16 protein-coding genes are annotated in these 24,995 nt (G+C 45.8%); 3 read left to right on the top strand and 13 right to left on the bottom strand.

Annotated features, from left to right (window positions below; all coding sequences use genetic code 11):
* Positions 1 to 26: 26 nt before the first annotated feature.
* The 10 genes from BEL05_RS00780 to rmuC form a co-directional block, all read right to left on the bottom strand.
* The gene (locus BEL05_RS00780) at positions 27 to 938 is read right to left on the bottom strand and encodes a hypothetical protein (protein WP_083250268.1); all 912 of its coding nucleotides are present in this window, start codon (positions 936 to 938) and stop codon (positions 27 to 29) included.
* Positions 935 to 2,866, bottom strand: coding sequence for an exodeoxyribonuclease V subunit alpha (recD, locus tag BEL05_RS00775; RefSeq protein ID WP_069669982.1), 1,932 nt, complete (start codon positions 2,864 to 2,866; stop codon positions 935 to 937). The genes BEL05_RS00780 and recD overlap by 4 nt, the downstream gene beginning before the upstream one ends.
* On the bottom strand, positions 2,863 to 6,453 hold the full coding sequence (gene recB, locus BEL05_RS00770; RefSeq protein ID WP_069669981.1) for an exodeoxyribonuclease V subunit beta: 3,591 nt from the start codon (positions 6,451 to 6,453) through the stop codon (positions 2,863 to 2,865). Before recB ends, recD begins: the two co-directional genes overlap by 4 nt.
* Positions 6,453 to 9,923 (bottom strand): exodeoxyribonuclease V subunit gamma, encoded by a 3,471-nt coding sequence (recC, locus tag BEL05_RS00765; protein WP_069669980.1) that lies wholly within the window; start codon positions 9,921 to 9,923, stop codon positions 6,453 to 6,455. The genes recB and recC overlap by 1 nt, the downstream gene beginning before the upstream one ends.
* A 151-nt stretch (positions 9,924 to 10,074) precedes the next feature.
* Positions 10,075 to 12,105, bottom strand: coding sequence for a transglutaminase TgpA family protein (locus BEL05_RS00760; protein ID WP_069669979.1), 2,031 nt, complete (start codon positions 12,103 to 12,105; stop codon positions 10,075 to 10,077).
* The gene (locus BEL05_RS00755) at positions 12,102 to 13,094 is read right to left on the bottom strand and encodes a DUF58 domain-containing protein (RefSeq protein WP_069669978.1); all 993 of its coding nucleotides are present in this window, start codon (positions 13,092 to 13,094) and stop codon (positions 12,102 to 12,104) included. The genes BEL05_RS00760 and BEL05_RS00755 overlap by 4 nt, the downstream gene beginning before the upstream one ends.
* Positions 13,095 to 13,099: 5 nt before the next feature.
* The gene (locus BEL05_RS00750; RefSeq protein WP_028764967.1) at positions 13,100 to 14,011 is read right to left on the bottom strand and encodes an AAA family ATPase; all 912 of its coding nucleotides are present in this window, start codon (positions 14,009 to 14,011) and stop codon (positions 13,100 to 13,102) included.
* An 87-nt stretch (positions 14,012 to 14,098) separates the two neighbouring features.
* Positions 14,099 to 14,839: an EAL domain-containing protein gene (locus tag BEL05_RS00745; protein WP_069669977.1), complete on the bottom strand. Its 741-nt coding sequence runs from the start codon at positions 14,837 to 14,839 to the stop codon at positions 14,099 to 14,101.
* Positions 14,840 to 14,963: 124 nt separating this feature from the next.
* Positions 14,964 to 16,895 carry a transglycosylase SLT domain-containing protein gene (locus BEL05_RS00740; protein ID WP_069669976.1) on the bottom strand — a complete coding sequence of 644 codons (1,932 nt, stop codon included), beginning with the start codon at positions 16,893 to 16,895 and terminating at the stop codon, positions 14,964 to 14,966.
* A gap of 65 nt (positions 16,896 to 16,960) precedes the next feature.
* A complete protein-coding gene (gene rmuC, locus BEL05_RS00735) occupies positions 16,961 to 18,457 on the bottom strand; it encodes a DNA recombination protein RmuC (RefSeq protein WP_069669975.1) in 1,497 nt (498 codons plus the stop codon).
* Positions 18,458 to 18,631: 174 nt separating this feature from the next.
* Here rmuC and msrP point away from each other — a divergent pair, with 174 nt between their 5' ends.
* Positions 18,632 to 19,663, top strand: a complete 1,032-nt coding sequence (gene msrP / locus BEL05_RS00730; RefSeq protein WP_069669974.1) for a protein-methionine-sulfoxide reductase catalytic subunit MsrP — start codon at positions 18,632 to 18,634, stop codon at positions 19,661 to 19,663.
* A gap of 94 nt (positions 19,664 to 19,757) precedes the next feature.
* A complete protein-coding gene (gene msrQ / locus BEL05_RS00725) occupies positions 19,758 to 20,348 on the top strand; it encodes a protein-methionine-sulfoxide reductase heme-binding subunit MsrQ (protein WP_083250274.1) in 591 nt (196 codons plus the stop codon).
* On the opposite strand, the gene BEL05_RS00720 is transcribed toward msrQ, so the two are convergent.
* Entirely contained in the window at positions 20,325 to 21,527 is a 1,203-nt protein-coding gene (locus BEL05_RS00720) for a GGDEF domain-containing protein (protein WP_175427305.1), read from the bottom strand. The two genes, msrQ and BEL05_RS00720, sit on opposite strands and share 24 nt — an antisense overlap.
* A gap of 129 nt (positions 21,528 to 21,656) precedes the next feature.
* On the bottom strand, positions 21,657 to 22,652 hold the full coding sequence (locus tag BEL05_RS00715) for an ABC transporter substrate-binding protein (RefSeq protein ID WP_069669971.1): 996 nt from the start codon (positions 22,650 to 22,652) through the stop codon (positions 21,657 to 21,659).
* Between the two features lie 219 nt (positions 22,653 to 22,871).
* On the opposite strand from BEL05_RS00715, the gene BEL05_RS00710 reads away from it, so the two are divergent.
* Positions 22,872 to 24,518 (top strand): methyl-accepting chemotaxis protein, encoded by a 1,647-nt coding sequence (locus BEL05_RS00710; RefSeq protein WP_069669970.1) that lies wholly within the window; start codon positions 22,872 to 22,874, stop codon positions 24,516 to 24,518.
* Positions 24,519 to 24,552: 34 nt separating this feature from the next.
* Here BEL05_RS00710 and BEL05_RS00705 read toward each other — a convergent pair whose 3' ends face one another.
* Positions 24,553 to 24,873 (bottom strand): hypothetical protein, encoded by a 321-nt coding sequence (locus tag BEL05_RS00705; RefSeq protein ID WP_028764976.1) that lies wholly within the window; start codon positions 24,871 to 24,873, stop codon positions 24,553 to 24,555.
* Positions 24,874 to 24,995: the final 122 nt, after the last annotated feature.

The raw sequence follows: 24,995 nt of genomic DNA, 5'->3' as shown, positions 1-24,995 counted from the left end.
TTTCTATCCTAGGGAATAGGTTTTAGCTAACTTGCCCAAGGGGTCTCATAGATGGCTTGGTAAGTGTTTTGTTTTAGTAAGGTTACACCGACTGCACTAAGGAACAGGGTTTGCCCTGGTGTCAGTGCCTCCTGTGCATAAATGAAGTAGGCCGCTCGTTGACGTTGGGGATAAGCTTTAAAATATTTTGCCCGTTCAATCAGTAGCCAGCGAATAAATATTTCGCTACTTTCTAGCCCCAAACCGATAAACACCAAGTCATTGCTAAATAGGATCTGTAGCCAGGTTGAGCTGCCGTTCCAATGGCTGAGATCGTCATTGGCAAAGAGTCGTCCTTTGCCCCCTTTGTGCAGCAGTGCCCGTGCTCGTTCGACCGACCCCATATAATGGCTTAGCCCAAGCCTTACGCTACGAGCATAACGTTGCATGCCGTTAATATGCCAAATTGCAAAGGCATTGGTGGGATCATCAAGGTTATGTGGTGCAAAATGGCTGCCCCAAGGATAGTAATCGGTAAATCGCTTAGGGTTGCTATGATATAAGTTGAGCCCCTGATCGGCACTGAGGGTCTCTTCAAAATTAGTGGTCAAGATAGGGGCATTGTGTGCCTTAGCCCATTCAACAATGGCGTTATGGTGAGCCGTGGGTTGCCAATTTGCCATCAATGCGCAAAATGCTTTTTGCAGCGATACATCTTCGCTGTGATTGATAAGCGTTAAAGAGTCGTAGAACTCTGTCAGGGAGATACCGTGCGGGATGTGGGTAACCGCGCTATCGGCGAAGGCTTGGTATAGTTGCAGTAGCATGGTATCCCACGCATTTATCGCGCCATCAGGTGCACCATAGCGGTTAATACCATTACCTATGATAAAGGCTGGTTTACTGCGTGGATTATTCCCGAACTGCGTCAGCAGCTCAGTTAATGTGCTTGGGTTCATGACTGCCAAAGTCTGTTAGCGAGGCCAGAGGCTCGCTGGGTTGCTTGAGCACAGGCTGCCTCAAAGATTTTTTGACTGCCTAAACAACTAAAATGGTTTTTGGCCCGAGTGATGGCCGTGTAGACCAGCTCTTTACTCAATAGCTGACGCTGTGCAGCGCTCGGTCGTGGAGGCAACACCAGTGCCACTTGGCTAAATTCGCTGCCTTGGCTCTTATGAACTGTCATAGCAAAGCAAGTTTCATGGCTAGGAAGCCTAGCGGGTAATACTTTTAACAGGCTTCCATCGGCTTGAACAAAATGGGCCATCAGCCGAGAGTGATTGGTTTCATCTGGCAAAATCACCCCAATATCGCCGTTAAATAGTCCCAAATTGTAGTCGTTGCTTTGAATGATCACTGGGCGTCCCGCATAAAATTCATGGCTTAGCGAAATAAGTTGCGCCTGAGCCAGTGCTTGGCTCACGCTGGCATTAATACCTTCGACGCCAAATTCACCCACGCGCATGGCGCACAGTATGCGGTATTGATTGAACCTGTCGATGACCTCACTGGGCGTATGGCAGCCACTCGCAATGGCTTTTAAATAGACACCGTAATGTTCAACACTCTGCGTAAGCAGTGCTTGCAACCCAAGATTCCCCTGAGGTGTGTCTTGGTGCTCAATCCATAAAAGCTCTTGATAGCCCTGTTGCCAAACGTGCAGAATAGCTTCCAGATCAGAGCGATTAACGGCGCCAGCAAGTAAGCCAATGCCGGCATCGCCTTGAAAACGGTGACTGTGCATTAACATCGCCAGAGCATCGCCAATTTGGGCATCGGGGCTGACAAAGGGGGTTAAGTCGCTAGCGGTCAATTGGCTGAGTAGCTTTGCTTTATCGGGGCTGTAGCGCATTCGCCATTGGCTAACGCCATCTGCAGAGACCTGTTTTAATCCTGCACAGATATCGGCAAGCACAGCGCCGGCTTCTACAGAAGCCAGTTGGTCTTGATCGCCCAATAAAATCAAGCGCGCATGCTCGGGCAGGGCATCAAGCAGCTTATGCATCATAGGCAGGTCAACCATGGAGGCTTCATCGACGATCAATAGATCTAGACGCAGCGGATTATCCTTATGGTGCCTGAAGCGATGGGAGTTTGGGATCACGCCCAATAGACGGTGCAGGGTTGTCGCCTCTTCAGGTACTGCGGCTAACGCGGTTAATGATAGCGGATCGCTCTTTTGCCCAAGTTCAGTGGCTAAGCGTACTTTGGAAGCCTTTATCGATTCACTCAAGCGCGCAGCAGCTTTACCGGTTGGTGCCACCAATTTGATGGTCAATGTTTGCTGCTGGCAGAGTAACAATAATAATTTGGTTACCGTGGTGGTTTTACCTGTACCTGGGCCACCCGTTATCACCGCCAGTTTGTGGCTGAACGCGGTGGCGGTGGCAATTTTTTGCCAGTCTAGTGCCTGGGCTGTTGGCGAAAATAATGCGGACAATAATGTTTGAGTGTGTGGGATATCGTCAACATCAATGGGAACACACAGCCTTTTTAGTTGCTCACTCACCTGATATTCAAATTGATAATAGCGTTGCAGGTAAAGATTGTTTCCATCTAAAATCAATGGCTTACCTGTATCGCTTGGCGTGCCAACAGCGCTACTTTGGCTTAAGGCATCGACTAACTCTACAGTCGAACCCAATAACTGACACTGAGCAGTGACTTCAGCCAGAGGATTACTACTGTCAATGAGGTTAAGTGGTAGGCAGGTATGTTGCAAGGATAGCTGCCGGCTGAGCAGGGCGCAGATAAAGGTAAAGAGTGGCGTGCTGTCAGCATGCATAGCGCTCATTTCAAGGGCAAAATGCCTGTCAAGAGCGGTGAGTAGTCGTTGCTGCTCCCATTCTTTGAGTAAGCGCTCGAGCGGTTTATCTAATGCGATCATAATGGCTGCTCCACTTGAGTCGATGTATGAGCGCTAGTGGCCATATCGCTGGTGCTATATTCAAATAAGGCATCGAGTCGCTCAATTAACGCCAACGGTGGTTTATCGAAATAGACGCCTGATCGAGCGTGGCGGGCTGACATGCCACGTAGAAATAGGTAATAGCAACCGCCGAAGTGTTGCTGATAGTCATAATTTGGCATACGCATTTTTAAATAGCGATGCAGCGCTAAGGTATAGATGATGTATTGCAGATCGTATCTGTGGCTGCGGATCGCTTGATGCATAGCGTCAACCTGATAGTGATGAAAGTCATCGCCCAAGTGGTTAGATTTATAGTCGGCAATATAAAATTGATTGTTGTGCTCGAAGGTTAAATCGATAAAACCTTTGAGCATGCCTTGTAAGCTTTCAAACTCTAAACCCGCGCTGTAGCCAAATTCGGTCAATAGCTGATTAAGCTTGTTGGCGCTGAGCCGTGAAATGGGCAGATAGAACTCCATTTCCACTAATGTTTGCGTAGATGATAGGTCTGATAACCTAAGGCAAGCATTGCTATCAAGCGGTGCTGCCAGTAAATCAAGATACCAGTGATGTAGCACAGATTGCCACTGCTCATCGATAGCATATTTCTCCATTGCGCCGGGCAACTGGGTGCTCAAGGTGGTATCTGCGTCGGTAAAATCGATAAGTTCAAGAACAAGATGCAGAAAGCTACCAGCGTTTGCCCCACGCTCGAAAGTAAAGCGCGACGCGGCAGCGGGCTGCTCATCTCGAATAACGCTAACTTCAGGAAAGGTCTCATCATCACTGCCAGGCAGGACTCGCTCATGGGCGAGGTGTTTGACCAAGCCGGAGTAACTGCCCACGCGCCAAGGTATCATCGTCGGTCGCACTAAGGTTTTAGGTGCTAACTGCGTGGCGAGTTCATCGGTGAATTCGACGGGCTGGGCCTCTGCGATGCTGTCTATGGTGGTGACACTAATTGCATCACTAGCGAGCTTTAGTGCGTGATTCTGTAATTGTGAAAACTCACAGTTTTTATCTTCAATCCCCAGCAGGTAACCTATGGCCGTTTCATGAAGTTGACTGCTGATCCCCGCTTTTTTGGTGAACCTTGAGTGGTTAGCGATATACAAATAGCACGCCAGAACCGGACGAGTTAACGCTACGTAGAGAAGACGAAGATCTTCAGCTAGGGTTTCTCGTTTATGGTTTTCCCAGCCTTCGTCTGTTTGACCTATGTCCCATAGCAGTTGATTATCATGATGGTAGAGCATAGGCGAGGGCTTGCGTCGGTTGTCTCTGGCTAAGCTGACAAAGGGCACAAAGCAGACAGGATACTCGAGGCCTTTACTTTTATGAATGGTGACAATCTGCACCAAGTTTTGCTCACTCTCTAACCTAAGCTGTGACTCTTCCGTGCCCTGGTGCTCTATTAGTGCTTGTTCATACCAATTAACCAGAGCGCTTATCCCATCTAATTCAGTGGCTTTTTGCTGTAAAAGCTCGCCTAAGTGCCTGAAATCAGTTAAGCGTCGCTGACCATCTTGTTGTGTGAGAATTCGCTCAATTAACTTAGTCTCGCTGGCCATAGCCAAGAGGCAAGGCATGACGCCGCGTTTCAACCAAAGTTGATGCAATGCGTTAAACTGCTCTAGCAAGGTCTGACGGGTATCTTCATCTATGTTAAAACGATGAATCGCCTCGCAGTTATAACCTAGCAGATGAGTGGCCAGTGCACTGCGCAGGGTTCGCTCATCTTTTGGGTTAGCAATTGCGGTGAGGATAAGTGCGAGTTCTCTGGCTTCAAGTGTGGCAAAAACGCTATCACGGCTGAGAAATACCGCACCGATGTTACGCTCAGATAACGCTGTTTTAATATATGCGGCTTCATTTCTGTCCCGCACCAGTACAGCAATATCCCTTGCCTTCAATGGTTTATCGCAATTCAGACATTGGCCTTGCTGGGCTTGGGTTAATAGCCGCGCTATCTCATTGGCACAGTCTTGTGCGAGTAGTTTGCGAGCGCTGGCCTTATTGAGGCCTTTATCTGGGTCTTCACTGAGTAGTTTAATTCGCAGTCCACTGTTGTCGTGCTCTGCCTCAATGAGTTGTTTATTGATTGCAAAGGGCGATGGCGCGACTGAGTCAAAGGGAATGGCCTCACTGATAAAGGGATCTGAATGCTGCGAAAACAGCTGGTTCACACCCGCAATCATATTAGCGCTAGAGCGGTAATTGGTGTCTAAGCTGTAGTGCTCTTCGGTATTATTTCTGGCATTGATATAGGTATGGATATCGGCGCCGCGAAAGGCGTAAATGGCCTGTTTAGGATCGCCAATCATCAGCAGACTTAGTTTCGCTGACACCGTTTCATCTTGATCATAAATTTGACTAAAAATCTGATATTGCAATGGATCCGTGTCTTGGAACTCATCGATGAGCGCGACAGGAAAACGTTTACCAATACTGGTGGCCAGTGGTGTGGCACTGTCCATGGTTAATGCGTGCGCCAAGGTGGTGAGTAGATCATCAGGCGTAAGCAGGTTTCGTTCCTGTTTTTGCCGTGTAAATCGCGCTGAAATACCTTCGCGGGCGGTAAAAAGAAAGCTAGGTACCAACTGAGCGAGTAATTGGCTTAGACTTTCAATGTGAGCCAGTAACGGGGCTTCATCAGGTGTGGGTAACACGCCGCCTTTGTTAAGCTTTAGATTGTGCAAAGAGAGTGCATCGAGCACTTTAAGATCGGGCAGAGCTTGGCTATATTTGCCCCAGTTATCCATGGCATCAAGCATTGCGGCTAGCTTAGGGTAACCTTGGTCTTTTTTTCCAAAGCGGACACCGTTGAGAGGCAGTTGATGCAATAACGCTTCAATTGCCTCTCGCTCTCGCTGCCAAGTCAGCTTAAGCCGGCTTAAACTTTGGCTGACTTGCGCCGAGAGAGCAGCAAACTCGATGGGAGTTGGTGTGGCAATCGCTTGGCTTGCCCCCAGTAATGGCCGAAGCTGACTTGCTAATCCGTCTGGATCATTAAACTTATTTTGTATTACTTGTGCCAAGTAGCTGGGCAGCTGATAGCAGCTTTCACGCCAAAAATCGCGTACTGCATGGTGCAAAAAATCGCTGTCATCTAAGGTAAACTCTGACTCAAACAATAGCGACGATTCAAATGCCATATCAGCCAATATCCGCTGGCAAAAGCCATGGATAGTAAAAATTGAGGCTTCGTCTAAGGATTTGAGTGCCAAGTCTAAACGCTTGCGGGCAATGGCAAGTTCTGTTGTTGGGGTTTGTTGGTACAGCTGCTCAATGAGCTCATCATCGACGGCGAGGCCTATAAAGCGTTTGTAAGCCTGCTGGATTTTTTTGCGAATGCGATCCCTAAGCTCACCCGTTGCGGCGTTGGTAAAGGTAACCACCAAGATCTGCTCGCAGCTTAGCGGTGCCGAGATCTCGTGTCCCAGTAGTAAACGCACATAGAGGCCCGCAATGGTATAGGTTTTACCCGTGCCCGCACTGGCTTCGATTAGCCGTTTTCCGCCAAACGGTAATGTTAAGGTATCTAATGATTTACTGTGCTGCATTACTGCCCCTCCACATAGCCGACTAACTCATTTAACGGTGCTTTGTGGTAAAGACTCAGCATGGGAGAGAGCAGTGTGGAACTGATCTCGCCAAAACCTTGAGCATCGAAATCATCGGGAAAGCGATAGAGGCGTTGGAAGTGAGGTTCTAACCCTTCACCGAGTTGACTCTGTTCATCAAGCCACTGTGTCTGTGCTGCCAGTAACTTCTCGTGATGATCGCCCTCAGCTTCTACATAGGCCAATGCGGTTCTGGGAATAAACATAAGCGGTACACTTTGTCCTTGATTGAAATAATCGACCCATATTTTCAGCTGATTGAGGGCTTGGTGCGGTTCAATGGCTGCAAAGGCATGAAAGTGGCCAATGTCGAGTAAGTAACTGGTTCTATTTTGTGTACTGGCTTGCGGCGTGGTGCAGGCATTGAGACACAGATGACGCAGATACACCCTAATAAGGTCCCGGGCATTGGCAGTGCCAGGTCGATAGTTAACTAGCCCTTTTGCCGAAATGGCATCGATACGCCCCACTAATGTTTGTTGGGCGGTGTTGCCAAGCTCAAGCGTGATATCAACCGAGTGCGCCTTTTCACCTTTTAAATAAAGGGTTCGACCAATAACTGGTTTAATATCGTGCAAATATTGGTTTAGCAGTAGGTCATCAAAAGGTGCCAGTGGTAGTTGACCTGCCAGTTTTAATTTGTGCAACATCTGTGAGTCGGGTGATTCTTGCTGCTGGCGGATTGCATCGTCAATGAGGCCACTTTGCAGTTGGTAGCGTGACAGTGGATTTAAACTGAAGGGTTCATCATTATCATCGGCTTGAATCGAAAGATTGAGATCTAATTTAAGCGAACGGTTAAAAAAGTACTGTGCTGGGTTGCGGAAGAAACGGATTAACGCCGACAGTTCCAATTCGTTACTTTCTTGCTCATCGGTGAGAGTCAATGGTGCGTTGATAAACCCGGAGTCTAAATGTGGCTCGCCGCCTGCGGTGGTTGGACACCATTGCTCGCTATAGCTTTGTTGCAGTGTACCGCCGTCTTGATAGAGACGCTCATCGAAAGGCTGCAGCGGTTGCATGATGATCAACTGCCCACTAACGGCTTGCTCAATTGCTTGGATATCGTTGATGCTGACCGTTTGCCTGTCAAAATAGCTTGGTAGATAGCACAGCTGGCAATACTCCACTAATTCTGACACTAACATCGAAGCGATACGTTCGCTATTATCTCGCTCACTGTGGCCAATATAACTGATATAGAGCTGTTCTCTGGCTGACAGTATGGCTTCTAAAAACAGGTATCTGTCATCGAGACGGCGAGAGCGATCGCCTTTGCGCGCGCCATATTGTGCGACTAAGTCAAAGCCGACTGGATGCTGTACGCGAGGATAGACACCGTCGTTCATTCCCAGTAAACACACAACTTTAAAGGGAATGGAGCGCATTGGCATAAGAGTACAGAAATTGACACTACCGGCTAAATAGCGCTGGCCTACACGGGACTCTGAAAGATGCGATACAAACCAATTTTGCAGTACATCTATGCTCAATTGGCCTTGATAGATGGCTTGTGAAACCTCTTCGTTGAGGCGACTTATCGCTGCGTGTAGGGTTTGTACCTGTTGCAGCTCTTCGTCGATGGGATCGTAGAACTGCTCCACTAACTGTTGCAGCTGTTCTATTCGTTCGGGTAACGGACTGCTGTCCTTGAGCTGTAACATAAACTGATCGAGCGCTTCAATAAAATTGAGGAGTTTACCCAATGCTTGGGCTGATTGTCCTTCAACGCCATCTAGGGCTAACTTGTCGTGGTAGACCGGAGCATTATCACTAAAGCTATAGCCTAAGATCAGGCGCTTGATACCAAATGACCACGCATTTTTCTCAAAAGGAGGCAGTTGTTGTGCTGTTCGACCTGCAGCATCCCGCCCCCAACGCACGCCAGCTTGTTCAAGCCAGCGACGAATCAAGCTGAGTTCCTCATCATCGAGTTCAAAACGCCTCAGCACAGCTGGCACCTCTAAAATACTGATGATGTCAGTGAGAGCAAAACGGCTTTGGTTGATGGTCAGTAGTTTTAAGAAACTGCTGATCAGCGGCGATTCTTGAGCCGCGCCACGATCGGCTATTGCATAAGGGATATAATGGCTGCCTGTTTTAGCCGCAAAAACAGCATCTATATAGGGGGCGTATGCCGCAACATCTGGCATCATGATCACGATATCTTTAGGGGTGAGCACCTCTCCTGATGCGGCTGGTTTTGACAACATGGTCAGCAAGTGATCATGCAGGGTTTCGATTTCACGTAACGGGCTATGGCAGCTTCGCAGTGTAATTGAGTCATCAGTAGGCGTAAGGGGACGTCGGCCTTCGATACTAAGATAGAACTCGCCGTTAGGACCTAAACTCTCACCGCGGGTTTGCATTTCCAAAATATCATGTTGGATGCCACTGAGCAGGTTGTGGTGGCCTGGGTCCTCAAAGCACTCAAAACTAAAGTCGGTATTATCTTCCGGGAGTTCTAACATCAGGTCGAGCAGTTCACGCCCCATTTTACCATTATTAGCTAGCAGCGGGTTGCCGACCTCGAGTTTATCTTCCCAGTCCTGTGCCAGTTGATGCTTGTCTGCGTATTGCAGTGCCATGCGAGCCCTGAGCCTGGGGTCAACAATATCTCCCCAGTAGTGTTGGCAGGGGGAGAGGTTAAGCATGATGACATCGATACGTTTGGCGAGAAAAGCTATCACTTCAAGTGTTTGTGGTGCCATGGATGAGATACCAAACACAAATAGGCGCGGCGGTAATCCATCCAGTGGACAATTTGGATCGTCGAGCGTATCGAATAGTGCCTGATGGAGATTGGCTCTGTGATAGGTACTTTGAGCTAATTGGTTGTGGTTGTAATGAATTAGCTCACGCCATAATACAGGTTGCCACGCTTGAGATTCGTTAAGGATTTCCTGTTTAGGCGGTAGGGTGTTTTCTCCCGCTTCCCAAGCTAAAATCCAGTCTGGACGATACACTAAGTACTGGTCAAAAATATCAGCAATTTGACCGCACAGTTGAAACAGCTTAAGCGAGGCGTGGTCGACGGTATGACTTTGCAGCGTATTGTTCTCTAAATAGTGCGCGAGTGGAGCATAAATCGGCTGGTGGATGAGCTGGGGCAACAGATCCATCAATTTCCACGTCATAGCTGCTTTGGTAAAGGCGTTCTCTTTGGGCACATCATTGAGTAGCAAGTGGCAAAGTTGCCAAATGAAACTTGAGGGTAAGGGAAATTCTAATGCGGCAGCAATATTGTTATGTTCAGCAATGGCTAGACGCAACCACGTGGACATCCCCGGACTTTGAACCAGTATCTGCTCTGGAGTTAATAGTGGCTGGTTTGCAATGGGCGTTTTAAGCTCATCCGCGAGCAGTTTTGCCAAAGATTCCATTCTATTTGATTGAACCAAGTAGAGCATAATGTGCCTTATCCGCGTTGCCTTTTATCCCGCTAAAGCCGATGTTCGATTAGGGACAAATTGTGATAAACCATTCTATGTGTTTCTTAGTTCATGTCCAATAAAAGCCATTAAAACGGCTGATTATTAGATGATTTTGCTGGAAAAAACATCATGGTGCTATCTTAGTTTTATTTAGACGTAATATGGCTATTCTAGCCTGATGTAAAGTTTGTCTATAGCGATTTAAAACCCTTTTTCGCCCAGCATCACTCAAAGGCTTGTACTTAAGAGTGATATAGCAATCGATATAGGGATTAAGGGGTTCTCTTAGGCCTGGATAATGTTGCAATACCCGCTTGTAATAGTCACTTGGAGACTCATTGATGGGCCTAGAGACCCCTTTTTTTGCTAGCATGATGCAGATCTGTTCGAATCCCGCGACCACCTTATCTTGCTGCCGAGAAAAGTGCAGTAACCCTACACTGTAGGCGATTGCAAGACCTATTGTGGCTAAAATCAGTAACATGAAAATGGCAAGCTTAGTGCTTGTTACATCCCCAAGTAGTTTTTTCAAGATCATGCTTTGCCTTTCATTATCAAAGCCCAACACCCATTTGCTCCAGTAATAATCGATACTAGCCAATGATAGTCTCAGGTTATTAAGCAGTGGATATTGGCGTAATCTGAGCGTACTAAATGGACTTTCTAATAGGTAGCTTTGCTGCGGGTTAAAGAATGCATCAAATCCATCGTCTATTCGTGAAGGTGCTATCATCGCTGTGGGATCGTAGCGGGTCCAGCCAGACTGGGGTAGCCACACTTCGACCCACGCATGTGCCATATATTGATAAACACTGAGATAACCAGCGGTTCGGTTCCATTCACCGCCTTGATAGCCTGTCACTAGCCGCGCGGGGAGACCTGTCGCACGGGCCATAAAGGCAAATGCACTGGCATAATGCACACAAAAACCTGCTTTATTTTCAAACAGAAAATCATCCAACTGCTGCGGCCCAACTTGGGGGGGGCGTAGGGTATAGAAGTAGGGCGACTCATTAAAATAGCGCATCATGGCAGTTAACCGCGCCTTGGGTTCGGGGTGATCTTTTTTGAACTGCAGTGCCAATGCCCGGGTCTTTGGATTGCCTTTTTCGGGTAATGCAAGGTTAAGAGCTTTGACGTTTGGTGCTAAGCGGCGGTCGAGTATCGCTTCTTTAAAGGAGCTGACTCGGTATTCGAGTTTTTTGTCGACTCGCGATACCGCGTATAAACGGCCATCGGGCAGGTTGAGGATATCAGCTTCACTGCTATAAGCGAGGTCCATACCATACAACCAATGTTGACGGCTGGGTTCAGTGATCACTTCATAACTAATAAACGGGCCTTGGGGTGGTTTTCTGTTCGCGGCGGCGTTGGCCGCTCTTTCAATTTTTTTGATACTCTCATCTTGCGTCCAACGTTTGCCATCGTAATTCTCCATAACCAGTGCGCGCCAATACAGTTCTGCGTTGTTTGGTTGCTCGGCATCAAAAGTGACCCGAAACGCTAACGCCGTAGAGCGGGTTAACTGATCAATATCACCAAATGAGACCTCATCGGAGAGCCCGGTCGTGGCATTGTTAGCTGAAGGAACTAGCCAAAGTGGCGGTAATCTTGGCAGTACGACAAACAGAAACAGCGCAAGGGGGAGACTTTGCAGCATTAGTTGTGTTCCGAGGCGCGCTGTACTGCGCAGCGAATCGCTATTTCGATAGAGGCTGACTAATACACAGGTATTGATTGTGGCGACTAAAGTGAGCTGTATCGTAAACCACAAGCTCTGTTTCTCAATAAACGTGATGGCGATGAGAAAATAGCCCACTAGCACCACTGCACGCACGTCTCGACGATCTCGCATCTCGATATATTTAAGTGCGTAACCTAAAATAAGCAAGTTAATTAGTCCATTAAGCATCCCTATTTGACTGGTAACTAGGGCAAGCGTAATGGCCGATGCCACCGCTAGCGCCGTGACGAGGTAGCGTGGCGGCTTAGCGACTTTTCCGCTGAAGATACCGAGTCGCCACAGTAAACAGATGGCACATATTCCCATACTCCATGGCGTCATTTTGTCATACAGGGGTAATAACACCAGTGTATTGACCATGAGTAGCCAGAGTAGGCTCTGGCGACCAATAATCTCCCCTTGTGCGAGACTCATCCGAGGTTGCCCTTAGTGCTAATGTGATCTATCGTCGCGATCGCTTTAAGCGATGCTAAACGGTGATGCTGGCCTGTTGCCGGCATATATGTTTGGTTTGGAAGCACTAATCCAAAGGCTTGTTCTTGCTCGCTCAATTGGTCAACAGACCAAGTTAATTCACTGAGTTGAAGTTCTAAATCCGGGTGTTTGTCATTAAACGTTAGCCAGGTTGGCGCACTGAGTGGCTGTTCAAACTCTTTAGTTAACATACCGCGCCCCTGAGCGAGCTGTTTCCATGCAATTTGATGTAGAGATTCACCAAACACGTAGGGCTTTAATCCCTTAAACTCCTCTACACCTTGAGTTGACCGGCCTCGTAGGGGTTGCTCAGTTGTGCCATCTTGTAGATGTTGATGCAATTGCGTCACGCTAGCGATAGGTGTGGCGAAAACGATCTGCGCATTATCAAGATCGACATTTGACCAAGCTCGGCATAGTCCCAGTGGATAACGAGATTCAACTTTAAGCCTGCCGGGGTGAGTCCACCCTCGGCGTTGGCTGGCAAAGGGGACTAAGGTTTGCACCGCTTTATCGGTGACATTGGCGACAGTTTGAGTTTCGTTGTCGCCGTAAGACAGCGTAACTTGGTGTTGTACCTGATTGGCACTAAGGTAAACCGGATAGAGTACGGTTTGCCCAGCGTAAACGTGAGGGCCTGTTTTTGCTTCTAGGGTCATTCCCGCTAAATTACGATAGCTATAAATAATGCAAGTATTAAATAGGCTCAATAGCAATAAGCTAAGCGCGATAACCAAGTTGTTTTGATAATTGGTACCAAATAGGAACAGCAGAACCACCAGCAGTAACCAGATAAGGCCAAAGCCTGTGGGCAAGATAAAGATGCTTTTGTGGGCTAATGTCACTCGATTTTGTGGCGGTAGCCGCCGAGATAACCAGCTTTTCCACCAGCGTTGGTAAACGGTGTCTGTTGTCTGGTTCAAGTCCATACTGATCACAATATTGGATTAGTACTATTGAGTAGTTTATGGGACAGCGCTTCTCCCTGTTGCTGGCTGACATGACGTAGCCTGTGTTCGGCAACAGCAGGAAATACCGCCTGCACATCTTCTGGCACTATGTAGTGTCTGCCTGCGATGAATGCCCATGCTTTTGCTGCGTTGAGCAGTGATTTGCTGGCTCTAGGGGATAGCCCATAACCTTCGTTTAGTTGGCGAGACCCATTAATAAGCGCCAAGATGTAGTTGAGCAACGCGTCGGAGGCTTTTACATCCAATACTTGTTGCTGTAGATTTTTTAATGTCATCGGATCGATACACTGTGGCAGATGGTTGCCTTGCACAGTCGTGCCTTCCCCTTTAAGCATTGCCAATTCAGCTTCGCTGTCGGGATAGCCGATAGAGAGGCGCATCATAAATCTATCTAGCTGTGATTCAGGTAACGGAAAAGTGCCTGACTGTTCGCTTGGGTTTTGCGTCGCTATCACAAAGAAGGGACTTGGTAAGGGGTGTGTAATGCCATCAACCGTTATCTGTTGCTCCGCCATCGCTTCTAACAGTGCACTTTGAGTTTTAGGGCTAGCACGGTTGATCTCATCGGCTAGCACCATCTGCTTAAAGATAGGCCCTGGATGGAATACGAATTGAGATTGTTCTTTATCAAAAATGGATACCCCCAAGATATCCGCTGGCAACATGTCACTGGTAAATTGTACTCTTTGATGGCTCAGGCCCAGACTTTGCGCTAGCCCCTGGGACAGACTGGTTTTCCCCATGCCTGGAAGATCTTCAATCAAAAGGTGTCCCTTGGCTAAAATACAGGTGATGGCCAACTTTATTTGCTGTGGTTTACCTAACAGTACCTGTTCGAGTTGCGCTAATAACGCGGTTATCGCTTGGTGAGACATAACTGTCCTTGTAGAGAGTGAGCCAACATTTATCAATATTCATTATCTCGAGTATCGCTTAACTATGCGATATAACGGCTGTTTTGGCTAGCCAATAATGGTTTCTGTGTTGTCGTGTGCCTTGATAAGTTGTTTCAAGGCGATCCTAGGTTTGGCTGTGACAAAGTCCGTTTTAAATAGAAAGCCTTGCACTAAGTCGATGCCCAGTTCCTGTGCAGTATTGAGCTGCTTTGCGGTTTCAATACCTTCTAAAATAGTCAATTTCCCCGCAAATTTACCGTACTGAACTAAGGATTGAATGAGATAACGTTGCTGGCTACACGCGAGTTGGTTAAGCCAACTCATATCAAATTTTAGGCAACTCACTTGGCTCATCAGTGCAAGCGACAGCATGGCATGGGGGGCACCAATATCATCGAGAGCGGTGTTAATCTGAGATAGATGTAACTGAGTGACCAGTTTTTCAGATTTTTGAGCATCGTTAACGCAGGTATTTTCAATAATTTCAACGGTAAGGTGTCTATGCGTGACAAACTCACGAATAAAAAGAGGAAGATTTTCAAGATCAACTGCGTGTGGGTCTAGGTTGACAAAAAGCGCCAAATTAGGATTTGAATGGGCAATTTGTAACTGTTTTGCCGCCAGTTCAACTTGGGTTAGCAACGCAGGGTGATGATGCAGTCGATCGAATACCTGATTGGGTGCAATAGGGTTGTTATTGGGTGTAACAAAACGAGCGAGTGCTTCGTAGCCGTAAATTGTCCCAGTTTGGGCATTAACCAAAGGTTGGTACTCGCATCCCATAGTGAGCATTGCAAGATCTGTCATGATGCGTCGCTGTTAATCTAAATGATAATTATTAACACTTGCTGGGCGGTGATCAAGGAATCTTTGATAATCAGTGATCTAACTGCTGCTAATTTGCACTAACACATCTCTGATTAAGTCGACATTAGTAACGAAATGCGAGCTCCTGCTCAGAAAACAGCTGTGGTGGTTGCTGTTGCTTGATTTGATAAATGATGCGATAACTCAGCACAGCTTGGACATACTCTCGAGTTTCAGTGAAGGGGATAGATTCGATAAAACTCATGACATCTAACTGACCATCACTGACTGCTAGCCAGCGTTTGACTCTGTGTGGACCTGCATTGTAAGCGGCGGTAGCCAGTACTCTATTGCCGTTAAATTGCTCAAGCAGGCGTTTGTAGTAGCGACTACCCAGTTGGGTGTTAATGTCGATGTCATACAGGCTCTTTTGACCACGGTATTTTAGTTTTGATTTTTTAGCGGTCTCTTTCGCTGTTGCAGGCATCAATTGCATTAAACCTCGTGCGCCAACACCTGACGTGGCCCACGGATAAAAGGCGGATTCCCTGCGGGCAATTGCTCTGATCTCATTAATATCTACATTGACCTGTTGGCTGGCTTGCTTAAAGGCTTTGTCCGCGGCATAGGGAAAACGCATCGTCATATCATTCCAAAGTTGTGCTTGAATGCTCGCTTGTACGCCTAAATCATGCCACTGGCGCGCTTGGGCGAGCAGGCCATATTGAGCCCTTACGGCTTTTGGATGGCGATTAAGCATTAATACCCATTCTGCACGAGCATCGATGGTTTTATCGATTGCGAGTAGCTCTTCTACGCGGGCTAAGCCTGCGTCATGGTCTAGGCTGGTGTATATTTCAGCATCTTTAAGGGTTGTCTGATGCCCCAGTTGAAACTCAAGGCTTAGGGTATCGGCGGCACTGAAGCCGTAAAAATTGCGTTGCTGTGCTAGGTTAACTAACCCTTGCTGTGTTAAGGCGTTCGTGTGCTGCGGGTATTTTGTTAGCCAATATTGCCAGCGTGCCTTTTGCTGTTTCTCTGGCGTAAGTAAGGTGAGAAGCTGCGGTAACTTTTCTTTATCGGCTTGGCGAATAGCCCAGCGGAGTCTGAGTTCTACTAAATCATCGCTATCGAGCAGCGGTAGCATGCTATCGATAAAGCTTTGCAGTGAGTCCTCTTGTCGTATGAGGGCTCGTTTAATCAAATAACGACTTAGTTTTCGTCCTTGATGATCACTAAAGCGGTCCGCTTTTTGATACATCAAGTAGAGTTTTACCGCTTTGTTAAGATCTTTTTTTGCTAGGCGACGAATACCTGCATCGACAATATCGGCGTTAATATTTGCTTTAGCGAGAAACGGTTTACTGTGTCTTAAGGTTCTTGGGTCTTTATAAACACTGAGCAAGCGCTGCGCATCGCTTTTATGTGTGGTGACCTTTTTTGCCAAAAACTTGAGTAGCCCATATTCACCTGCATTGAAAGCCAATAACATACGTGACCAGATTAAGTCTTGAGTGCGGTAGCCTGCTTTTTCCCATTCCGTGAATAGAGGATCGCATTCCTTGGGGCGTGAGCGTCCATGTAGCCAGAGTTTGCTAGCTCCTTTATAAGCCAACTCAAGCTTACCAGCGGTTCTTTGGGCCCGATAGAAATAGCATTGCAGTACTAAGTTGTTAGGTTCGTCAGGACTGATAAGCAAAAAGTCTTGCCAGCGCTTTTGTTTACCAGCAGCCATTAGATAACGATAACGTGCTGTTTGATATAAAGGCGTGTCTTGAAAAGAGGCGATTGCGGTTAATGCCGTGCTGCCATCTAGCGATAAAATATCATCAATATTGGCATGAAAATCCAGATAGGGCGTTAATGGATAGCCCTTGAGCGTGTGACGCAGTGATTGATAGTCAGCCATTCTTTCTTGTGATAACGCTTCTCTGGCTTCGAGGTACTGCTGTTGATGTGCGGTTAGCGCGGATGCACTGGCACTCGTGCTTATCAACATCGCTATAAACAGTTGTAAAACTCGATAAGCAAAAATGCGATATAACGGCAATGGCATTTTTATTAACTCCTAGTTAACTTTCCCTATTAAATGTGGCGACTCACCACCAGGTTAACATTCCTTTAATTCAGTTTTGTGTCAAACGCTTGATGCTCATCTAACGCTTTATCCACCAGTTGTGCATCAAGCTGTTTAGTGGTGACGACACCAAGTTGCTGCATCTGATGAGCTTGACGAAGCAAATTTCCTTTGCCTGTGCTCAGCTTACCCATTGCATTTTGGTAGCTTTTATCCAGAGAGTCGATGGCGCGGCCCACTTTGTCCATATCCTCTATGTAACCACACAATTTGTCATACATTTTACCCGCTTGCTTGGCGATCCGCTGCGCATTTTGGTTTTGATACTCATAACGCCAGATATTATTGATTGTTCTTAAGGCGACCAATAGATTGGTTGGGCTAACCAACATTATGTTGTTTTCAAGTGCATAGTTAACCAAGCTAGGATCATGTTCAATCGCTAACAAGAATGCAGGTTCGAGTGGAATAAACATTAGCACATAATCGAGGCTTTTTAAGCCATGCAACTGCTGGTAGTCCTTTTGACTGAGCCCTTTAATATGGGCTCGAATAGATTGGCAGTGTTCTTTAATGGCTGTCAGTTTAATCGCTTCATCGTCGCTATTGAAATAACGCTCATAGGCAACTAGTGACATTTTGGCATCAATCACTACATCTTTGTTTTCTGGTAGGTGAACAATGACATCGGGTTTAAATCGTTTACCCTGATCATTTTTAAGGTCTTGTTGGGTATCATATTCATGACCTTCACGCAGGCCGCTTTCTTGCAGTACCCGTTCTAAGATCACTTCACCCCAATTGCCCTGTTGCTTGTTGTCACCCTTTAAGGCTTTGGTTAAATTGATGGCGTCTTGGCTCATCTGTAAGTTTAACGCTTTTAGCGATTCTAACTGATGTTTGAAAGCACTTCGCTCAGCTTGCTCTATGGTATATGACTCCTGCACCTGCTGACGAAAGCCCTCTAATTGTTGCTTGAAGGGCGACAGTATATGGCCTAACTGTTGTTGACTCTGGCTCTGTAGCTTTTCGCTTTTGGCATCAAATATTTTGTTGGCGAGGTTTTCAAACTGCTCACTTAAGCGCGTCTCTGAGGCGTTAAGTTGGGCGATTCTATCCTCTAATGCTTGCGCTTCTGCTTGATGTTTCACCATTAAGGTTTGCTGCATCGCATTGGATTTTGACAAGGCAAGTTGGGTTTCTAACTGTTTACGTTGTGTTTGCTGCAATTGTTCTTCTAAATCACTGCATCGCAGGGCTTGTGCTTGGCTCATGCCTAATAATGTCATTTGGTGCTCTAACTTTTGCTGCAGTGCATAATTATCTTGTTGCTTGTCTTCTAATGCAGCTTGAGTTAGTGCTTGTTGTTGGTTGAGTGCTTCAATCGCAACGGCGTGCTCATCAATCTGTTGTTGCTTCAGCTGCTGCCATCTGCTGCGAGTGAGGCATTGATTGATCAGCGCACCGATAAGAATGGAGAGAAAGGCGACACCGGCCAATGCAATGATTTCAGGAACGGATAAGGAAAGGGCAACAGGCATAAAAGCAACACCAGTAATTTAAGATGGGTTAAGCGTCTCATGGGACACCTTAGTGTTCAATAGGTCAAAGGGTGTTTGCTTAACTCTTATGCGTTAATTATTTTTTATGTGAAATTTTTTGGCTCTTCGTGCTATCTATTGAGGTATGAGTTAAGCAATCACAGAGGTGTGTGAGTGAAAAGCACTAAATTTGGCAAGATTAAGTCTGCTTCTAGCTGGAATGAAAAAGAAAACAGTGTCACCCCGGAGGGCGTGTTTAATGACAGACGTAACATCATTAAAGCCTTAGGGCTTGGTGCGATAGGTGCAAGTATCCCCGGACATGTTCAGGCCGGCCTTTTTGATCTGTTTGGAGAAAAGAAAGCCGTTGATCCTTTTGTGACCCAAGTGCTCGACTTCACCAAAAACAGTGCATTTGGGTTAAAAGAGACACTCACCCCAATGCAAAAAGTGATAACCCATAATAATTTTTATGAGTTCGGCACCAGCAAAACAGATCCTGTTGATAATGCACAAGGTTTTAAAGTTGATCCTTGGGTATTAAAAATTGAAGGATTAGTGGATAACCCGCTAACGTTAGATTTAGATGATTTGACTAAGCTGTTTGCGCTCGAGGAGCGTATCTACCGTTTACGCTGTGTCGAGGCATGGTCGATGGTTGTTCCTTGGGTCGGTTTCTCATTGGCCTCATTACTTAAAAAGGCTGGGGTTAAATCGTCGGCAACCCACGTGGCGTTTGAGACCTTGTTTGACCCTGACCAGATGCCTGGTCAAAAGAGCCGTTTAATGGGCGGTGGTATTCACTATCCTTATATCGAAGGGCTACGCCTTGATGAAGCCATGAACGATTTATCATTTATGGCCGTGGGCTTATACGGCAAAACGTTACCCGCACAGAATGGTGCGCCGATCCGTTTAGTCGTCCCCTGGAAATACGGTTTTAAGAGTATTAAATCGATTGTCCGTATCCGAGTGATGGATAAGCAACCGCCTACTAGTTGGAATCAACTTGCTGCCAATGAATATGGCTTTTACGCCAATGTGAACCCCGAGGTCGATCATCCAAGGTGGTCTCAAGCAACTGAGCGCCGTATCGGTGAGGGCGGTATATTTTCAGCAACTCGGATAGCAACAAAGCCATTTAATGGCTATGGGGAGCAAGTTGCGCACCTCTATAAAGGTATGGATTTAAGTCGGTTTTATTAGGCTATGCAGGTCTGTCGAAGATAACCCTTAGGTTTTGTGATTGGAGTAGTTTGTCGTGCGTTTATCCTTAAAACACCTTCTGCCAATCAAGGTGATGTTTCACCTGTTGGCAATTTTACCCTTCTGTTATCTGTTGTTTACTGTGCTGAGTGAACGTGCTGGTGGTGATCCGGTGCAGTATATTATTCATTATACAGGGATGGGCGCACTCAACGCCTTAGTTGCGGTATTACTGGTATCGCCGATTGCCAAACGATTTAAACTCGGGGTATTGATGCAAACTAGGCGTTTATTGGGCCTCTATGTGTTTGGCTATGCGTCTTTGCATATTTTTTCATTCTTGAGTTTAGATCTGTTATTTGAATGGCAATTGTTAGCCAGTGAGATTGTTAAACGTCCCTATATTTTGGTTGGTGCATCGGGCTATCTGATTTTGGTGCTATTGGCTGTTACCTCATTTAACCGTATTCGGCGGAAAATGGGCCGAAGCTGGCAAAATCTGCATAACAGTATTTATCTACTTGCACTGCTGGCACCCATTCATTTTTACTGGTCAGTAAAGTCTGAAGTTATTGAGCCTTCTATTTATCTAGGGATATTTATTTGCCTGTTGATTGTCCGTTTTAAGTCAGCCAAATTAGTTAAAAAGACTAATGTGGCTTCAAAGAAAGTGAAGGTTGTTTAGTGCACTATTTGCGCTTTCACTGAACTGGTAGCTATTACCAGTCGTAAGCTTTGCAAGGTACATGTTATCGTCCGCTATCTTAATGAGGGCTTGACGGGCGACATCATCATTGGGCAGCAGGGCGATGCCTATGCTGGCCTCAAGCCGAACTTGATGGCTAGGTAGGTTTAGGGGTTGCGACAAATTTTTCAGTATTTTGTCGCATACCAATTTAACTTCTAATAGCCCACTGATAGGCTCAAGCCAGATAACAAACTCATCACCACCTATACGGGCACAAATATCAGAACTTCTTACTGATTTGAGTAAACGCGCTGCACACTCGACTAAGACTTGATCGCCAATGTGATGGCCTAAAGAATCGTTAATCTGTTTAAATTTGTCCAGATCGATAAACAACAAGGCGGCATGAATCCCTGTTCTATGGCACCGAGCGATGGCTGTATCGATTTGACGCTCGAAAGCACTGCGAGAATAAAGTTGGGTTAGGTCATCATGCTCAGCGACGAATTTGAGTTTTTCGTGTTGTGCTTGAAGTTGCTGAGTTTGTCGCTGAACTTCAAACTGAAGGGCTTCTTTTTTTATGGTGGTTTCGTTGAGCCTTAATGTCATTTTATTGAATTGCTCGGCGACGTCAGACAGCTCATTGTCTTGCTGTATCATAATTTTTGTCTGCAGATCGCCTTTGCTGAGGCGCAGGATCCCTTTAGTTAACCTAAGAAGGCTTTGGTTAAAAACTTTTAAGGTTGCTTGGATTTGATGTAAAAGCGCTAACGAGCCTAACAATAGGATACAGATGGCAAAATAGAGAATAATTTTCTGCTGGTGGGCAACATGTCGAATCATTAAGCTTTGCGCACTGGTTAACTCCTCGCTCATGGCTTGTAAGGTCATATTAAATCGTGCCGTTAACATACCATTGGTGCTTGTGATACCGTGTTTTGTCGTGGTGGCGAGGCCTTTATCTGCGAAGGTAAGTAGTGCTCCTAAATTGTCATTCATCCTAATTAGATTGGTAAAAATAGAGGTGATTGCAATTTTTTTGAAGTGGTGAGTACTAAGTTGTTGACTGAGAATGTCGTGGGCAGCTTTTGTTTGTGCTAATGCTTCTTCATCTTGGAATTCTTGCAGTATCCACAGCCGACTTCGTAAGGTGTCTACTGCATTTTCTGTTCGCATAATATAGTCCAACCGATCAAAGTTAACGTCTTGTAGGTGCTTCAAGCCAATAAAAGTCGCAATGATGATGCTGGTTAATAGCAAACTGATTAACAAAATAATTTTCAAGCGCGTGTTTATCATGGTGAGTTAATCTTCCTTGCCACTCTCTAAGACATGACGTAATGCTTTATCATTGAGTAAAGTCCTAAAATCAGGCACAGATAGTGCTATGGTCTTCTCTCTGGCGACTGCCCAACGTCCTTGTGTTTGTAAGTTGGATAATAGAGAGTTGTTTAAGGATAGTCGAAACACATAGTCACTCCAGGTCCACTCCAACTCATTTAACGGCACTTTCAAGTATTCACTGATTATTTGTTTCGCCTGCAAAGGATATTTGGCTATGAACAACTGCGCTTCATCTATCGCTTTTAATACCTTTACATGCTGTCGATAATGGCTTTGAGCATGTTGTTGTGTACTAACCAAGTTGAAAGAGAGGTTATAAGTCCCTTTACTTGGAAATTGATAAATTTTATCGGGATGAGCTCTGTTGAGTTGATACCCAAAGGGTTCCCACACAGAAATAGCATCAACGTCTCCAGCGATCAGCGCAGGCCCTAAGTCTTGTGGTGGCAAATAGACCTTTTCTATATTGAGATCATGTTGTCCAGTGATAATTAAAAAAGCATCAACAAAAAACTCACTGGCACTGGCTTTGACCATCCCTATTTTACGATGATTAAGATCGGTAATCGCTGGTTTTTCATCTGTGCCATAAGTTATCAACTTTAGATCATTATCAGATTCAACAAAGCTAGCTAATAGGCGAAAGTCCTGCCGCTCAAAGCTGTTGAACATGACGACAGACTCCGAACTCGTCGCTAAGTCAGCTTGGCCCGTAATCATGGCTTCAAAACAGAGGTGCCCGCCTCGAAATGGCATCAGTTCAACATCTATTTTATGTTTTTTAAAAATCTCTAATTGGCGCGCGATAATAATCGGTGCACTTAATGGTGTCGTTGACATGGCAATACGTAGTTTATCTGTTGGTTCCATGTCTGCCGATTGGGATAGATAATATCCAGATCCAATGCCTCCGATGGCTAGGAGCAGAATAGCGGTGTAAATCGCAAGTTTTTTCATTAAACCCTTTGAGTATAAAGCGGATGTTGTTTTCTAAGTTTAGAGCGTTACTGTGATCTCGCTTAATTTTTTGTGCTTAAACTATCACTAAATAGATATTGCCGAAGATTGGTGGGCGATCTGAAGCAGCGGATCACTGTTAGCAACCTTTGACAAAAGTAGCTTGATGAACAAGATTTAAAGGAATGGCGTCCTCAGCATTTATGGCGAGGTGGGAAGATGGAATCAATAAACAACTTGTTTAGAAAGATCAAAATATCTAGTCGATTAATCGTGATGCTAGCATTAGCCATTGTCGCTACCATCGTCATGTTTATGTTTGCGTTAACAAACATTGAGGGGCTATTACTGGCGGAAAAACAGGCAAAGTTGTCGTCATTGTCTGATGTGGGTGAGAAAGTGATTGCTCGTTACTACGATAGTGCTCAGCAAGGGATGATGAGTGAAGGTGAGGCAAAGACTGCAGCGATAAAAGCGCTGGATACGCTGCGTTACAGTGGTAATGAATATTTTTGGACCTTAGATAGGCAAGGTAATATGGTCCAGCACGCTTTTGCTAAGAAGTTGGTTGGCACAAATGTACTCGGAATGAAAGATCCAAATGGTGTGTTGTTGTTTCAGGAGATGGTGACTGGCACAGCAAGTTCCGATTATGCGCTAATTAATTATATGTGGAACAAACCTAATGCAACGGCACCCAGCCCGAAAATGAGCGTTGTTAAGCGGTTTAAGCCGTGGGGCTGGATAGTGGGAACGGGCATATATGTCGATGATATTGATCAGCAGATGACGGCGTTTGCACTAAAATATTTTGTTATCGCTATTATTGTGTGGCTACCAGTTATTTTACTACTTTGGCTAATATCACGAAGCATCTCTGCACCAATGAAACAAACCATCGCAGCGTTTGAGAATATAGCCAGTGGCGATGGGGATTTAACGCTACGGCTGAAAGCGTCTGGTAATGATGAACTGCAACAAGTCGCAGCCAGTTTCAATGCGTTTGTGACTAAAATTCAATCCTTAGTTACCTCAGTTTCTGCATCGGTAAGCCATAGTCGCGATCTCGCTGTTGGACTGGCCGATATCTCTGCTGAAGCAAGTACTGTCACTAGTAATATGCAGGCTGAAACCGAGAGTGTGGCGACAGCCATCAATGAGATGTCTATGGCGGCATCTGAAGTCGCGTCAAATGCACAACTTGCGGCCGATAGCGCAAGTGATGCAGACGGTCAAGCCGATAGAACCAACCAAGTGGTTGATAGTGCTGTCGCAAAAATCACCTCGCTATCACAAGAGTTAGAAGTCTCTTCGAGAGTGACCCAGGAACTACAGGTCAGTTCGAGCAAAATTGGTCAAATACTCGATGTTATCGTTGGCATTGCAGAGCAAACTAATTTGCTGGCGCTTAATGCGGCTATTGAGGCTGCGCGAGCAGGTGAAGCTGGTCGTGGTTTTGCTGTTGTGGCGGATGAGGTACGTACCCTGGCTAGTCGAACTCAAGAGTCAACCCAAGAGATCAATAGTATTATCGATGCAATTAGAGATGCGATAGAGAGCGTTAACACCTCGGTAATACGTGCTAAGGACCAATCGGCAGAAACGGTTTCAGAAACTGCCGAAGTGGTTGATTCATTGGGAATGATAAAGTCATCGATAAAACAGATCTCTGATATGAATATTCAAATTGCCGCGGCGACAGAAGAGCAGAGCGCTGTGATCGCCGAGCTTAATATGAACGTGACCAGAATCAACGATATCTCCCTCGAAAATCAACAAAAGAGTGTTCAAATTGGTGATGCCAGCGAGATGATTAAAGCCGGTTCTAGTGAATTAGAGACCTTAGTCTCAAGCTTTAAAGTGTAATGTAAATGGCCTGTTTCGTAGCGGAGTTGGGCCATTAACGTTTTTCGGCTTGCTGTTGCATGATAGCGACCACTTGGTCAAAGGTGATCTCATACTCCCGTGAGAGATGGATGATCTTAGTTCTATAGGTTTGCAACAGTTCTTGTTGACGCTGCTTATGTTTCTCATCATCGACAAGTTTATTGACCACCTCTTGTAATATGAGCAATCTTCTCAAATTATAATCAAGTGACGTTAAGTAGGTTTCCATCTGATTATGGGTGCGAGCTTGCTCTAGTCCGCTGGTATTTTTTTTGTCATAACCATATTTATCGAGTGCGGCAATTGCGTGATTTAATTCATCTGTCTGGTTCATTCTAAATCGCTATGGGTTGACGGATTAATCGGAACACCAGTATGAAATGGCATTAGGTTTTACTTAAGTGTCGATTATAGAGTGAGATCAAGGTGAGTAAAAGCAATTGATTTTTTATTCAT

Source organism: Shewanella colwelliana (assembly GCF_001735525.1).
Classification (GTDB): Bacteria; Pseudomonadota; Gammaproteobacteria; order Enterobacterales; family Shewanellaceae; genus Shewanella; species Shewanella colwelliana.
Note: the sequence above shows the minus strand (reverse complement) of the source record. Positions and strands in the feature narration are given on the sequence as shown.